Annotated in this window: 15 protein-coding genes and 1 pseudogene; 3 read left to right on the top strand and 13 right to left on the bottom strand. The window is 66.1% G+C overall.

Annotated features, from left to right (window positions below):
* Positions 1-149 precede the first annotated feature (149 nt).
* The 5 genes and pseudogenes from AC11WY_RS18130 to AC11WY_RS18110 form a co-directional block, all read right to left on the bottom strand.
* Positions 150-637 (bottom strand): annotated as a pseudogene (locus AC11WY_RS18130) (transposase); the annotation flags it as partial.
* 219 nt (positions 638-856) lie between these two features.
* Positions 857-1,147 (bottom strand): AAA+ family ATPase, encoded by a 291-nt coding sequence (locus tag AC11WY_RS18125; RefSeq protein ID WP_482928090.1) that lies wholly within the window; start codon positions 1,145-1,147, stop codon positions 857-859.
* A gap of 94 nt (positions 1,148-1,241) precedes the next feature.
* On the bottom strand, positions 1,242-1,922 hold the full coding sequence (locus AC11WY_RS18120; protein ID WP_482928094.1) for a TerB family tellurite resistance protein: 681 nt from the start codon (positions 1,920-1,922) through the stop codon (positions 1,242-1,244).
* 40 nt (positions 1,923-1,962) lie between these two features.
* Positions 1,963-2,448 (bottom strand): GNAT family N-acetyltransferase, encoded by a 486-nt coding sequence (locus AC11WY_RS18115; protein ID WP_482928088.1) that lies wholly within the window; start codon positions 2,446-2,448, stop codon positions 1,963-1,965.
* Positions 2,445-3,056: a VOC family protein gene (locus tag AC11WY_RS18110; protein ID WP_482928085.1), complete on the bottom strand. Its 612-nt coding sequence runs from the start codon at positions 3,054-3,056 to the stop codon at positions 2,445-2,447. The genes AC11WY_RS18115 and AC11WY_RS18110 overlap by 4 nt, the downstream gene beginning before the upstream one ends.
* 102 nt (positions 3,057-3,158) lie before the next feature.
* Here AC11WY_RS18110 and nhaA point away from each other — a divergent pair, with 102 nt between their 5' ends.
* Positions 3,159-4,322, top strand: coding sequence for a Na+/H+ antiporter NhaA (nhaA, locus tag AC11WY_RS18105; RefSeq protein WP_482928083.1), 1,164 nt, complete (start codon positions 3,159-3,161; stop codon positions 4,320-4,322).
* A 68-nt stretch (positions 4,323-4,390) separates the two neighbouring features.
* On the opposite strand, the gene scpA is transcribed toward nhaA, so the two are convergent.
* The 6 genes from scpA to AC11WY_RS18075 all read right to left on the bottom strand — a co-directional run bounded on the left by scpA (position 4,391) and on the right by AC11WY_RS18075 (position 11,418).
* Positions 4,391-6,520, bottom strand: a complete 2,130-nt coding sequence (gene scpA / locus AC11WY_RS18100) for a methylmalonyl-CoA mutase (RefSeq protein WP_482928081.1) — start codon at positions 6,518-6,520, stop codon at positions 4,391-4,393.
* Between the two features lie 31 nt (positions 6,521-6,551).
* The gene (locus AC11WY_RS18095) at positions 6,552-8,552 is read right to left on the bottom strand and encodes an acetyl-CoA carboxylase biotin carboxylase subunit (protein WP_482928079.1); all 2,001 of its coding nucleotides are present in this window, start codon (positions 8,550-8,552) and stop codon (positions 6,552-6,554) included.
* 125 nt (positions 8,553-8,677) lie between these two features.
* Entirely contained in the window at positions 8,678-8,887 is a 210-nt protein-coding gene (locus tag AC11WY_RS18090; RefSeq protein WP_482928077.1) for a hypothetical protein, read from the bottom strand.
* 238 nt (positions 8,888-9,125) lie between these two features.
* Entirely contained in the window at positions 9,126-9,488 is a 363-nt protein-coding gene (locus tag AC11WY_RS18085) for a hypothetical protein (RefSeq protein ID WP_482928075.1), read from the bottom strand.
* Between the two features lie 10 nt (positions 9,489-9,498).
* A complete protein-coding gene (locus tag AC11WY_RS18080; RefSeq protein WP_482928073.1) occupies positions 9,499-9,876 on the bottom strand; it encodes a DUF6497 family protein in 378 nt (125 codons plus the stop codon).
* Positions 9,877-9,885: 9 nt separating this feature from the next.
* On the bottom strand, positions 9,886-11,418 hold the full coding sequence (locus tag AC11WY_RS18075) for an acyl-CoA carboxylase subunit beta (protein ID WP_482928071.1): 1,533 nt from the start codon (positions 11,416-11,418) through the stop codon (positions 9,886-9,888).
* A 200-nt stretch (positions 11,419-11,618) separates the two neighbouring features.
* Between AC11WY_RS18075 and AC11WY_RS18070 the strand changes: the two genes are divergently transcribed.
* Positions 11,619-11,972, top strand: a complete 354-nt coding sequence (locus AC11WY_RS18070) for a DMT family protein (RefSeq protein ID WP_482928069.1) — start codon at positions 11,619-11,621, stop codon at positions 11,970-11,972.
* Between the two features lie 5 nt (positions 11,973-11,977).
* On the opposite strand, the gene AC11WY_RS18065 is transcribed toward AC11WY_RS18070, so the two are convergent.
* Together AC11WY_RS18065 and AC11WY_RS18060 are read right to left on the bottom strand one after the other, a co-directional pair.
* Entirely contained in the window at positions 11,978-12,439 is a 462-nt protein-coding gene (locus AC11WY_RS18065; RefSeq protein WP_482928092.1) for a GNAT family N-acetyltransferase, read from the bottom strand.
* Positions 12,439-12,750, bottom strand: coding sequence for an ETC complex I subunit (locus AC11WY_RS18060; protein WP_482928067.1), 312 nt, complete (start codon positions 12,748-12,750; stop codon positions 12,439-12,441). Before AC11WY_RS18060 ends, AC11WY_RS18065 begins: the two co-directional genes overlap by 1 nt.
* Before the next feature lie 438 nt (positions 12,751-13,188).
* Here AC11WY_RS18060 and AC11WY_RS18055 point away from each other — a divergent pair.
* A partial coding sequence (locus AC11WY_RS18055) for a DEAD/DEAH box helicase family protein (protein WP_482928065.1) occupies positions 13,189-14,570 on the top strand: 1,382 nt, incomplete at its 3' end.

The following is a 14,570-nucleotide window of genomic DNA, read 5'->3' as shown; positions in this document are numbered from 1 at the left end:
TCAGGGCCGAGCGGGGCGGAAAGAAGATAGCCTGCGTGACGCTCGACGTCGACAGCGCGCCGATCGAGGTTCATGGCCACCAGCCGAAGGCGGAGTGGAATGGCCATTACAACGCCCGGATCTATCACCCTTTGATCACCTCGATCGCCTCGATCGCCAAACCGGCGCCGCTTCTCGGCGACCTTGTTCATTTCAAAACGGATCTCCGGGTTGTCGGGCGGCCTCTCGCGCCGCACGGTCCTCGGATCGACACCGATCAGGACGCAGGTCCGGCGCTGAGAGATCGGATGCCCCTTCATCGCCCGCAGCACCGCGTCCCGCCGTTGCATCCCTCGCCATTGGGCTCGAACCAATGGCGCACAATGGCTCGACGTCAGGGCTTTCCCAGCACATCCTTCAGAACCACATTGTCGAGCATGATATCTGCCACCAGGCGCTTCAGCTTCGCGTTCTCTTCCTCAAGCTGCTTCAACCGCTTGGCGTCGGACAGCTCCATCCCTCCATACTTGGCCTTCAGCTTGTAGAACGTCGCAGGACTCAGTCCATGCTTCCGGCACAACTCGGCAGTCGGCAAACCAGCCTCCTGCTCTTTGATCATCCCGATAATCTGCGCCTCGGTGAAACGGCTCGTCCTCATCTCGTCTGCTCCTTCAGGTTGGGCAGACTCTACATCAGACTGAGGAAACTTCAGGGGGGGCAGGTCATGACTCACACCACATCGATCCGGGGAATCCGTATTCAGATTCAACCAGATACGGACTTGAACTAGCGCGAATTTCGGCTTGTCTGACGCGACACCATCAGAATTCGCCCACCTCTTGGGGCGAATCCTGATCCAGGATAAACGCGGTTCGCCCTAAAGGTCGATCCCGTTGCCCGGCGTGCCGGGCAGCACCGGAGTCAGCGGCACCTTGCGGCGGATCAGGATGTCGCCGTTGGGCAGGATCTCGGGCAAGTAATAATCGCTCAGGTCGCCGATCTGGCGGCCGAGGTCTTTCAGCGCAGGCGTCACCTGATCCAGCAGGCCCTTCAGCAGCAGTTGCGCGCCCTGATCCAGCAGGCTCGCGCCACGGCCGATGTCGTCGGCCCGCGCCGGTCCTGCCGGAAGGCCAAGCACCAGCGCGCAAAGAAGGGCAAGCGTCTTCATGCCGCCATCCTACACCTCCGGACCCGAGTTGCCCATCGGGTCATGCCCCGCGCCGAGCCGGTCGTGATCGGAGAGCAGCGCGATCCGCATCCGCTCAGGCCGCGTAGGCGCGGCTGATCTCGTCCCAGGCCGCGTTGACAGCGATCAGCCGCCGCTCGGCCAGTTTCACCGCCTCGGCGGGCACGCCGCGCGCCAGCAGCCGGTCGGGGTGGCTGTCGCGCACTGCCTGTTTCCACGCTTCACGGATCGCGGGCAGCGGCGCATCATGCGCCACGCCCAGCACATCGTATGGATCGCGCGGCGCATCTTCGACATAGCGCGCCCGCATCGCGCGGAAACAGCGGTCACCCAGCCCCAGCGCTCCGGCCACCTCCCGCAGAAAGGCATCTTCGTTCGGGTGGTAGTCGCCATCGGCCACCGCAATGTGAAACAGCCCTTCGAGCAGGTCGATCAGAACCTTCTCCTCGCCGTTGAACATGCGGCGGATGCGGCGGGCGTAGACTTCGAATCCCGCCACGTCCTGCCGGGCAAGGTTGAAGACGCGGGCCGCATTCGCTTCTTCGCCGGGCGGGATCGTGAAGACCTCACGGAAGGCCGCCACCTCGTCGCGCGTCACCTGCCCGTCGGCCTTGGCCATCTTCGCGCCCAGCGCGATCACCGCGATGGTGAAGGCAACCGATCGGTCGGGCGCGGTCTTCCGCTCGAACAGCGCAGCCAGGCCCTCGCCTTTTGCAAGCGCGGCAATGGCTTCGGTGATGCGGGTCCAGATCGACATGGGGGGCAGCATAAACGCCCCCGCCGCGGCTGTCAGCGCGTCATCGAAGCATTTTCTGCATCAGCACAAGGTCCAGCCAGCGGCCGAATTTCCAGCCCACCTCGGGAAGCACTGCAACCTCGGCATAGCCGATCGCGGCATGAAAGGCGCGCCCGGCCGGATTTTCCGCGCTGACCCCGGCCCAGAGCGAATGAATGCCGCGCCCGCGCGCATCATCCTCCAGCGCCGCCATCAGCGCCCGGCCCACGCCGCGCCCGCGCGCTTGCGGCCCCAGCAGGATCGTATGCTCCGCCGTGCGCGCATAGCCGGGCCCGTTGCGAAACGTGCCGTAGGTGGCAAAGCCCAGCACGCCGCCGTCGTCGGCCACGAGGACGGGAAACCCGGCCACGGCCTTGTCATCCAGCATCGCGGCCAGCCCCGTCTCGGTCTTCTCGACGCCGGTGAAGGTGATCGCCGTGTCGCGGATGATCGGGTTCCAGATCGCCGCGATGGCAGCACAATCGGCGGCCGTGGCGGGCCGGATCATTCCAGCACCCGCAACCCGTGCGGCGTCGCGATCTCGGCCCGCATCGCCTTCGCCGGGCCATCGACGATCACCACCCGCGGGTCCGCCAGCCGCCCCGCCAGCGCCGCCCGCAGCGCCGCCGCATGCGGATGCGCGATCTCCAGCCGGATCAGGCGACAGCCGCTATCCTCCTGCCGCTGCACCGGATGCGCGGCCCCGGCCCACTGGATCAGCGCCGGATATCCGCCGTCGAACGGCAGCCGTCCATCCTGCGGAACCGCCATTCGCCAGCGCAGATCGCCCCGCGAGAAGGCCAGCGGCACGCCCGCGCCCGCCGGGGCGGCCGCCACCTCGGTGTCGAGATCATCACACCGCGCAATCCAGTTCGTCAACCGCACCCGCCCCGCGAACCGGTCGATGTCGAACCAGCGCGGCCGCCCCGGCGCCACCCCCTCCGGGTCGATCGCGATCACCTCCAGATACACGTCGCCCAGCCCCAGCAGCCGGTTGTGGGTGGCCATCAGGTCGTGCCGACCACCCGGCTGCAGGGCAACGCCCAGCGCCGCCTCCACCGCCGCCGTGCCCTCTTCGAGCGTCTCGGCGGTTACCGCGAAATGGTCCAGTTCCATGCCAGCCTCCTGCCGCCGCCACATCCTACCCCGCTGTTGCGGCTTCACAAGCTCCGCCTGCTGGCCTATCTCGGTCGCGACATCCAGACGGAGACGGACCCCATGCGCCTTTTCACCGCTCTCAGCCGCCTGCTGCGCGGCGACGCTGCCGGGGGCGTCCTGCTTCTGGCCGCCGCCGCGCTGGCGATGATCGTGGCGAACTCGCCATTCGCGCCGCAGTACAACCACCTGCTTGACGTGAAGCTGTCGGTGCTGGTCGAGGGGCATGGCCTGTCCAAGCCCCTGATCCTGTGGATCAATGACGGGCTGATGGCGGTGTTCTTCTTCCTGATCGGGCTGGAACTGAAGCGCGAGATCGTCGAGGGCAAGCTTCGCAACCCGCGCGACGTGGTGTTGCCGGGCCTTGCCGCGCTGGGCGGCATGGCGGTGCCCGCGCTGATCTACCTCGCCTTCAATGCGGCCGATCCGGCCACCCGGCAGGGCTGGGCGATCCCGGCCGCCACCGATATCGCCTTTGCCGTCGGCGTGCTCGCGCTGGTCGGCAATCGGGTGCCGCCGTCGCTGAAAATCTTCCTGCTGACGCTCGCGATTCTCGACGACATGGGGGCCATCGTCATCATCGCCCTCTTTTACACCCAGGAACTGCACACCGATTTCCTGCTGCTCGCCCTCATCCCGCTTGCGCTGCTGTGGTGGCGGCACCGGATCGGCGCGCACCGGGTCGCGCCGACGATCCTGATCGGCGTTGCGCTTTGGGCCTGCGTGCTGGAAAGCGGCGTCCATCCCACGTTGGCGGGTGTGATCACCGCCTTCTTCATTCCGATCCGGGACCGCTTTGGCAAATCGCCCCTGCACGCGATCGAGCACGGGCTGACGCCTTACGTCTATTTCCTGATCGTGCCGATCTTCGCCTTCGCCAATGCCGGTGTCTCGCTTTCGGGGCTGACGCTGAACGACATGACCTCCGCGCTGCCCCTCGGCATCGCGGCGGGCCTCGTGATCGGTAAGCAGATGGGCGTCTTCGGCCTGATCTGGGCGCTGGTGAAGACCGGTGTCGCCCGGATGCCGGAGGGCGCCGACTGGGTCCATATCTGGGGCCTCGCCTGCCTCGCGGGGATCGGCTTCACGATGTCGCTCTTCATCGGCTCGCTCAGCTTCGACGACGCGCTGCGGATGAACGAGGTCCGCTTCGGCGTCCTTGCAGGCTCCATCGTCTCGGCGGTGCTGGGCTTCATCGTGCTGCGCCTCGCCCCAACGGCGGACTGACCCGCCCCCAACTTTCGGTCCTGAAATATCCTCGGGGGGTCCGGGGGGCAGACAGCCCCCCGGCGGCCTCAGTCCCGCGCGGCCCGGATCAGGGCCAGGATATCCTTCGCTGCGGCCGGGATATTGGTCCCCGGCCCGAAGATCGCCTTGACGCCATGGTCGTAGAGGAACGGATAGTCCTGCTGCGGAATGACGCCGCCGCAGATCACCAGAATCTCCCCGGCCCCGGCCGCCTTCAGCGCCTCGACCAGCTTCGGCGCCAGTGTCTTGTGGCCCGCCGCCTGGCTGGAAATCCCCACCACATGCACATCGTTGTCAATGGCATCCTGCGCGGCCTCTTCCGGGGTCTGGAACAGCGGCCCCACGTCGACGTCGAAGCCGATATCGGCGAAGGCCGTCGCGATCACCTTGGCGCCACGGTCGTGGCCATCCTGACCCATCTTCACCACCAGCATGCGGGGCCGCCGCCCCTCCTCCTCGGCGAAGGCCTCGACGTCCTTCTGGATCGCGGCAAAGCCCGCGTCGCCCTCGTAAGCCGCGCCGTAGACCCCGGCGAGGGTCTTGACCTCGGCGCGATGCCGCCCGAACACCTTTTCCATCGCCATCGAAATCTCTCCCACGCTCGCCCGCGCCCGCGCCGCCACAACCGCCGCCTCCAGAAGGTTGCCGCCCTCGCGCGCCCGCCGCTCCAGTTCCGCCAGCGCCGCATCGCAGGCCGCCGTGTCGCGGCTGGCGCGCACCTGCTTCAGCCGCGCGATCTGGTTTGCGCGCACCATGGCGTTGTCGATGTCGAGAATGTCGAGGTGATCCTCCTTCGCCAGCCGGTACTTGTTGACGCCGACGATGACCTCCTCGCCGCGATCGATCATCGCCTGCCGCCGCGCGGCCGACTCCTCGATCCGCAGCTTCGGCATACCCGAGGCGACCGCCTTGGTCATGCCACCCATCTCCTCGATTTCCTTGATCAGCGCCCAGGCCTTGTCGGCCAGGTCCGCCGTCAGGCTTTCGACGTAGTACGACCCCGCCAGCGGATCGACGACATGGGTGATCCCCGTCTCTTCCTGCAGGATCAGTTGCGTGTTCCGCGCGATCCGGGCGCTGAACTCGGTGGGCAGCGCCATCGCCTCGTCCAGCGCGTTGGTGTGCAGGCTTTGCGTGCCGCCCAGCGCCGCCGCCATCGCCTCATACGCCGTGCGCACCACGTTGTTGTAGGGGTCCTGCTCCTGCAGGCTGACGCCCGAGGTCTGGCAATGGGTGCGCAACATCAGGCTGCCGGGTTTCTTCGCGCCGAACTCGGTCATGATGCGGTGCCACAGCAGCCGCGCCGCGCGCAGTTTCGCCGCCTCCATGAAGAAATTCATCCCGATGGCGAAGAAGAACGACAGCCGCCCGGCGAAATCGTCCACATCCATGCCCCGCGCCAGCGCCGCGCGAACGTATTCGCGCCCGTCGGCTAGGGTGAAGCCCAGTTCTTGCACCAGGTTCGCGCCCGCCTCCTGCATGTGGTAGCCGGAGATGCTGATCGAGTTGAACTTCGGCATCTCAGCCGCGGTGTATTCGATGATGTCGGCGATGATCCGCATCGAGGGTTCGGGCGGATACACATAGGTGTTGCGCACCATGAACTCTTTCAGGATGTCGTTCTGAATCGTGCCGGACAGGTCCGCCCGCGCCACCCCCTGCTCTTCGCCCGCAACGATGAAACTGGCGAGGATCGGGATCACCGCGCCGTTCATCGTCATCGACACCGAAACCTTGTCCAGCGGGATGCCGTCGAACAGGATCTTCATGTCCTCGACGCTGTCGATCGCCACGCCCGCCTTGCCAACGTCCCCCTCCACTCGCGGATGGTCGCTGTCATAGCCGCGATGGGTCGCCAGATCGAAGGCGACCGACACGCCCTGCTGCCCGGCGGCCAGCGCACGCCGGTAGAAGGCGTTCGACTCCTCAGCGGTGGAAAAGCCCGCGTATTGCCGGATCGTCCAGGGCCGCCCGGCATACATCGTCGCCCGCACCCCGCGCGTGAAGGGTGCCACGCCCGGCACGCCCCCCATGTGCGGCAGGCCGACCACGTCCACCTCGGTGTAAAGCGGCTTGACGGCAATGCCTTCCAGCGTCTGCCACGTCAGGCTGTCGGGCGATTTCCCCTTCAGCTCTTTGGTCGCCAGTGTCGTCCAGCCCTTGATCGCGTCGTCCATCGTCGTCGTCCTTCCGTTCCCCGGCCCCGCGTCACACGAATTCGAGGATCACCTCATCCACCTTCAGGCTCGCGCCTGCTTGCGTCGCCACCCGTTTCACCACGCCCTGCCGTTCGGCGCGCAGCGTGTTTTCCATCTTCATCGCCTCGACGGTCGCCAGCGCCTGCCCCTCCTGCACCTCGTCGCCCTCGGCCACCATGATCTTCACCACGAGGCCCGGCATCGGGCAGAGCAGGAACTTCGACGTGTCGGGCGCCGCCTTCTCCGGCATCAGCGCGGCCAGTTCGGCCTCGCGCGGGGTCCGCACCACCGCCTTGATGTCGGCGCCGCGCCAGCGCAGCCGCGCGCCGCCGCGCACATAGGCGACCTTCACGATCATCTCGGTGCCGCCGATCATGGCGCGGAACAGCGGCTCGCCCGGCCGCCAGCCGGTGCGCACCTCATAGCGCCCGCCATCCTCGAAGGTCACATCGGTGCCTTCGGGCGTCTCGACGATGTGGACCGGATGCATCTCGCGGCCAAGGAAGATGACGTAGTCGGGTTCCACCCGCCGCCGGTGATTGGCCATCGCGCCCGAGATTTTCGCCGCCCGCGCCTCTTTCAGCATCTTCATATGGGCGGCCACGGCCGCCAGCCGCCGCATCCCTTCGGCGTCCGGGGTCACGCCCTTGAAGCCGTCGGGATATTCTTCCTCGATGAAGGCCGTGGTGATCGCGCCCGAGATGAAGCGGGGATGGCCCATCACCGCGGCGAGGAAGGGCAGGTTATGCCCGATCCCCTCGACCTCGAAGGCATCGAGTGCGCTGCTCATCCCCGCGATGGCGGCGGCCCGGTCCGGCCCCCAGGTGCACAGCTTGGCGATCATCGGGTCGTAATACCTGCTGATCTCGCCGCCCTCGAACACGCCGGTATCGTTGCGCACGGCATGGGTCGGTGTCGCCACTTCGGCCGGCGGCCGATAGCGGCTGAGGCGACCGATCGACGGCAGGAACTTGCGGAACGGGTCTTCGGCGTAAAGGCGGCTTTCCATCGCCCAGCCGTTGATCCTCAGGTCCTCCTGCCGGAACGGCAGCGGCTCGCCATTCGCCACGCGGATCATCTGCTCCACCAGGTCGATGCCGGTGATCAGTTCCGTCACCGGATGTTCGACCTGCAAGCGGGTGTTCATCTCCAGAAAGTAGAACTTCCGTTCACTATCGACGATGAACTCCACCGTGCCGGCGCTGGTGTAGCCCACCGCCTTCGCCAGCGCGCAGGCCTGTTCGCCCATCGCCTTGCGGGTGGTTTCATCGAGGAAGGGCGAGGGCGCCTCTTCGATCACCTTCTGGTTCCGCCGCTGGATCGAGCATTCGCGTTCGTGCAGGTAGACGCAGTTGCCGTGCTGGTCGGCCAGCACCTGAATCTCGATATGGCGCGGCTGGGTCACGAACTTCTCGATGAAGATGCGGTCGTCGCCAAAACTCGCCGCCGCCTCGTTCTTCGATGCCTGAAAGCCCTCGCGCGCCTCCAGATCGTTCCAGGCGATCCGCATCCCCTTGCCGCCGCCGCCCGCCGAGGCCTTGATCATCACCGGATAGCCGACCTGGCCCGCGATCTTCACCGCCTCGTCCGCGTCTGCGATCAGGCCCATGTAGCCCGGCACGGTGGATACCCCCGCCGCCATCGCGATCTTCTTCGAGGTGATCTTGTCGCCCATCGCCTCGATCGCGGGCGACGGCGGGCCGATGAACACCACCCCCTCGGCCTCCAGCGCCGCCGCGAAGGCGCGGTTTTCCGACAGGAAGCCATAGCCCGGATGCACCGCCTGCGCCCCCGAGGCCCGCACCGCCGCCATCACCTTGTCGATCACGATATACGACTGATTGGCCGGCGCCGGGCCGATATGGATCGCCTCGTCGGCCATGCTGACGTGCAGCGCGTTGCGATCGGCGTCGGAATAGACCGCCACCGTCTTGATGCCCACCTTGCGGGCCGTCTTGATCACGCGGCAGGCAATCTCGCCCCGGTTGGCAATCAGGATCTTGTCAAACATCGTCGTCCCTTCCCCAGTCGCGCCAGCCGTTCAGGCCCGGTCGCGCAAACGAAAACGCCACCGGGGCACGGGGCCCCGATGGCGCAGGTCATCTTTGTTCCGGCGCGTGCGGCGCCAAGGTCGCGTCAGTTGCGGCAGCCCGGAACGTTGAGGTCGCGGCAGAAGACGCCCGCCGCACCGCCGATGACGGCGCCGGTCGCCAGGTTGCCGCCGGTTGCCCCGGCAATCGCCGCACCGCCGACGGCGCCGGCCACGCCCCGCTGGGTGTCGTTCTGCAAGCAGCCCGCCAGCGCAAGAACGAGCACAAGGACGGCGGTGAACTTGAGGGAATCCATATTGGTGCTCTGCCTCCGTTGGAATATGCGGCCCCGGCCTGAAAAAACGGCCCGACCCGGGAAGGGTCGGACCAGAGGAAAGGGAAGGGGTCACAGTTCTGGATCGTCCGGGGCGCAGCCGTCTGAACACACGCCCCGGCACCCATGATGCCAAAACCGGCGGCCCGGTCAAACCGCTTCGGCGCGCGTGCCGCCCGATGGGCAAGAGATTGCCGGTGCAGCCCCGGGTTGCGCGGGTTCATGCCGAGTGCCCGTCGTCGAACACCTCGGGAAAGGCCGCGCGCGCCCGTTTCAGGTCGATCTTCAACAGCGCCTCATAGTTTTCCGGGTCGAACGGGTCTTCGGCGGGCACCACCTCGCGCATGAACAGCCAGCTCAGCCGCCCGGCGTCGAGGTTGCCGCGCTCGAACGGCTCTTCGCCGAAATGATCCCAGAGCGCGGCAAGGAAGGCCGCATCCGCCGCCCGATCCCCCGGTCGCCGATCGGCAAAGCGTTCGCGCACGATCAATTTCGCCACCCCGATGCGATGATTCGCCCGCCGGATGACGAACTGATGGTCGGTTCCCGGCAGACGGCCGGGAAAGCGGCGGTGCTTCAGCATCTTCTTCTCCTCACAACCCGGCCAGCGCGCAGTGGCCGTCGTCGATCACATAGGCTTCGAACACCTGCACCACATCGGGCCGCTGCTCGCCCAGTTTCAGCGGCGCCTGCGCCAATGACACCACGACCTGGTCCACCTTCGCCCCCTCGGACGCAACCGCAGGCCGCGCCACCGCCTCGCACAGCGCCATCATGTCGTCTTCGGTCTTGCCACCCCTGCTCAGCTTGGGCGCCACAAACCGAAAGCGGGCGATCTTCTCGCCCGGCGCCCCCGGATCGGGCCAGACTTCCTCCAGCAGCGTCACCGGCTGGCCCGAGGGCACCCTGGGCACCCCGTCCGCCTGGGCCGCCCCCGCCATCAGCACCGCCGCCGCCAGTACAGCCCGCATCGCAGCCCCCTAAAGCGGAATGTTGTCGTGCTTCTTCCAAGGGTTCTGCAGCTTCTTGCCGCGCAGCGAGGCGAAGGACCGGCACACCCGTTTGCGTGTCGAATGCGGCATGATGACCTCGTCGATGAAGCCCTTCTCGGCCGCCACGAAGGGGTTGGCGAACCGCTCCTCGTAATCGCTGGTGCGCTGCGCGATCTTCTCCTTGTCGCCCAATTCGCTGCGATAGAGGATTTCCGTCGCCCCCTTGGCCCCCATCACCGCGATCTCGGCGGTGGGCCAGGCATAGTTGAAATCGCCCCGCAGGTGCTTGGAGGCCATCACGTCATAGGCCCCGCCATAGGCCTTGCGGGTGATCACCGTCACCTTCGGCACCGTCGCCTCGCCATAGGCAAACAGCAGTTTCGCCCCGTGCTTGATCACGCCGCCATATTCCTGCCCGGTGCCCGGCAGGAAGCCCGGCACGTCGACCAGCGTCAGGATCGGAATCTCGAACGCGTCGCAGAACCGCACGAAGCGCGCGGCCTTGCGGCTGGAGTCGATATCCAGGCACCCGGCCAGCACCATCGGCTGGTTCGCCACCACGCCGACGGTGGAGCCTTCCAGCCGGATGAAGCCGGTGATGATGTTCTTCGCGAAGTCTTCCTGAATCTCGTAGAAATCCGACTCGTCGGACAGCTTCAGGATCAGCTCCTTCATGTCGTAGGGCTGGTTCGGGTTGTCCGGGATCAGCGTGTCGAGGCTTGGCTCCAGCCGGGCCGGATCGTCGAAGAACGGCCGGACGGGGGGCTTTTCGCGGTTGGACGCGGGCAGGAAGTCGATCAGCCGCCGCACCTCCATCATCGCCTCGACGTCATCGGCGAAAGCGCCATCGGCGACCGAGGATTTCGACGTATGCGTCTTCGCCCCGCCCAGTTCCTCGGCGGTGACGATCTCGTTCGTCACCGTCTTCACCACGTCGGGGCCGGTGACGAACATGTAGGACGAATCGCGCACCATGAAGATGAAGTCGGTCATCGCCGGGGAATAGACCGCCCCGCCCGCGCAGGGGCCCATGATGACGCTGATCTGCGGCACCACACCCGAGGCCATGATGTTGCGCTGAAACACCTCGGCGTAGCCGGCGAGGCTCGCCACGCCCTCCTGAATCCGCGCCCCGCCCGAGTCGTTCAGCCCGATCACCGGCGCCCCGTTCTGCACCGCCATGTCCATGATCTTGCAAATCTTCTCGGCGTGCGTCTCGCTCAGCGAACCGCCGAACACGGTGAAATCCTGCGAGAAGACATAGACCATGCGGCCGTTCACCGTGCCCCAGCCCGTCACCACGCCATCGCCCGCCGGGCGCTCCGCCTCCATGCCGAAATCGGTGCAGCGGTGGCGCACGAACATGTCGAACTCTTCGAACGAGCCCTCGTCGAGCAGCAACTCGATGCGTTCGCGCGCGGTCAGCTTGCCCTTGGAATGCTGCGCCGCGATGCGCCGTTCGCCGCCGCCCTGACGCGCCGCCGCCCGGCGGCCCTCCAGTTCCAGCAGGATGTCCTTCATCGAAGCCCCCTCCGCCCGTCGTCCGGCGGCACCATAACTGCGGCACGGCAGGGCAGGAAGCGATTTTGAGAAAATTTGCAAATACATCCACGAGGAATTTTTGCGAACTGCAAATCTGCGAATGAGTCCTGCGCGAAGCATCTGGCCCTTGCCGCCGCGCCCCTCTAAACCCGTCCTGCGCACGAACGAAGAGGTTTCCCATGCTGTCGCTTCCCGTCCCGGTCATCACCGTCGGCCTGCTGTTCTTGTCCAACATCTTCATGACCTTTGCCTGGTACGGCCATCTTCGCTTCAAGGCAGCGCCGCTGCTGCTGGTGATCGTGATCAGTTGGGGGATCGCCTTCTTCGAGTATCTGCTGCAGGTGCCCGCAAATCGCATCGGCAGTTCGGCGTTCAACGCGGCGCAGTTGAAGACGATCCAGGAAATCATCACCCTGTGCGTCTTCGCCGTGTTCTCCTGGCTCTACCTCAAGGAACCGCTGACGCTGAACCACGCCGTCGGCTTCGCCTTCATCGGACTCGGCGCCGTCTTCATCTTCCACAAGGTGATCTGAGGTGGCTAGAGTGCCAGCGTCATGAAATGGCTGTTCGGGTCAGCCCAATACCCCTCGAACGGCGGGCATTGAACGAAACCCGCCCGGGCATAAAGCGCGCGCGCCGGGGCAAAGGCGTCCTCCACCCCCGTCTCCAGGCTCAGCCGGTCCCAGCCCGTCGCGCGCGCCACGCCGATCAGATGATCCAGCATCACGCGCGCCAGCCCGCGCCCTCGCGCCTCGGCAAGGATGTGCATCGACTTGATCTCGCCATGCGCGCCGGTCAGTTGCTTCACCGCGCCCGTGCCCAGCACCTGGCCGTCAGCCTCGCGCAGCGTGTAGAACCGCACTTCGGGCACCGCGAGCCCGGAGGCGTCGAGCGCGTGGACCGACTCGGGCGGTGAGGTATCGCGCATCAGTTGCAGATGCCGCGCGATAAGCGGCGCCACCTCAGCCGACAGCGGATCATCCAGCCGGATCTGCAAGATCAGTGCGTCCAGACCGTGCGGCGGTCGGTCGCGAAATTCTCGCCGTAACCGCGCGGCCGAATGTTCGGCTTGCGCGCATGGGGCTGGATCACGTCGTAGCCGATGCCGTTTTCCTGCGCATAGCCTTCCGCCTCGGCCTGAGTCTCGAACCGCAGCCGCACCTGGCCTTGCATGTCGGACGAACTGGTCCAGCCCATCAGCGGGTCCACTTCGCGCGCGCTGGCCGGAGCGAACTCCAGCACCCAGGTATGCGTCTTGGCGGTGCCGGACTGCATCGCGGTCCTGGCAGGCTGATAGATGCGGGCGCGCATGGGACAAACCTCCGTCGAAACCGGCCCTGTTATCCCGGATGCGCGCGCCCGACGCAAGAGCCGAGGCGTGCTGTGTCCGTCGTCCGGAACCGCGAGCCGACCAGGCGCCGCCACGCCCTGCCCGCCCGACCATCCGGACCTTTTCCACTCTCGTTCCGCCCATGCACCTCCGCCAACACCGAGATGAATCCCGCAAGTCAGCCGGTTGCCGGCCGGACGCCGGGGAGCGAGGGGTGGGGTGGGTGTGGCCCCCAGCCGGCAACCTTCTGCTGCTTGCAAAGCCACATTAGCGACCGGAGAGTTGAGGGATGCTTAACAAAACCGGCCTTCGACGAGAAAAATTCACCGTCACATCGCCGTTCCGGGCGGCATCTGCCCGCAGGGCTTGAACCAGAACAAAAACAGATCAAATCTGGCCTACCCGAAGGGAATCGTCCGATGCCGCACAACAACACCAATACTCCCTCGCCCCGCCCCGAGGTGCTGACCCGGCCAAAGCTGGAGGGCGGCCGCCGTTTCGTGATGCAGACGCCATTCAAGCCCGCAGGCGACCAGCCCACCGCCATCGCCGAACTCAGCGCCGGGGTGCGGGCGGGCGAGCGCGATCAGGTGCTGCTGGGCGCCACCGGCACCGGCAAGACCTTCACCATGGCCAAGGTGATCGAGGAAACTCAGCGCCCGGCGATCATTCTTGCGCCCAACAAGACCCTCGCCGCCCAGCTTTACGCCGAGTTCAAGGGCTTCTTCCCCGACAATGCCGTTGAGTATTTCGTAAGCTATTACGACTACTACCAGCCCGAGGCCTATGTCGCCCGGTCGGACACCTATATCGAGAAGGAATCACAGATCAACGAACAGATCGACCGGATGCGCCACTCCGCCACGCGGGCGCTTCTGGAACGCGACGACGTCATCATCGTCGCCTCGGTCTCCTGCATCTACGGCATCGGCTCGGTGGAAACCTACTCCGCCATGACTCAGGACATGGTCACCGGCAAATCCTACGACCAGCGCGGCTTCCTCACGGAACTCGTCGCGCAAGCCTACCGCCGCAACGATGCTGCCTTCACGCGCGGCTCCTTCCGCGTCCGCGGCGACGTGGTCGAAGTCTGGCCCGCCCACCTCGAAGACCGCGCCTGGCGCTTTTCCTTCTTCGGCAACGAGCTGGAATCCATCACCGAATTCGACCCGCTGACCGGAGCCAAGACCGACACCTTCAAGCAGATCCGCATCTACGCCAATTCGCACTATGTCACCCCGCGCCCGACCATGCAGCAGGCGATCAAGGGGATCAAAGCCGAACTGTTCCAGCGCCTGAAGCAACTCACCTCTGAGGCCAAGCTGCTCGAAGCCCAGCGCCTTGAGCAGCGCACCAACTTCGACCTCGAGATGCTGGAGGCCACCGGCGTCTGCAACGGCATCGAGAACTACTCGCGCTACCTCACCGGCCGCGCCCCCGGCGAGCCGCCGCCGACGCTGTTCGAGTTCATACCCGACAACGCGATCGTCTTTGCCGACGAATCCCACGTCTCGGTCCCGCAGATCGGCGGCATGTACAAGGGCGACTACCGGCGCAAGTTCACGCTGGCCGAGTATGGCTTCCGGCTGCCCTCCTGCATGGACAACCGCCCCCTGAAGTTCGAGGAATGGGACGCGATGCGGCCGCAATCGGTCTTTGTCTCCGCCACCCCCGCCGCGTGGGAGATGGAGCAGACCGGCGGCGCCTTCACCGAACAGGTGATCCGCCCCACCGGCCTCGTCGACCCACAGATCGAGATCCGCCCCGTCGCCATGCAGGTCGACGACCTGCTGGACGAGGT

This window comes from Solirhodobacter sp. (genome assembly GCF_964715405.1).
The sequence above is the reverse complement of the archived record's forward strand: the minus strand, read 5'-3'. Positions and strand labels throughout refer to the sequence as shown.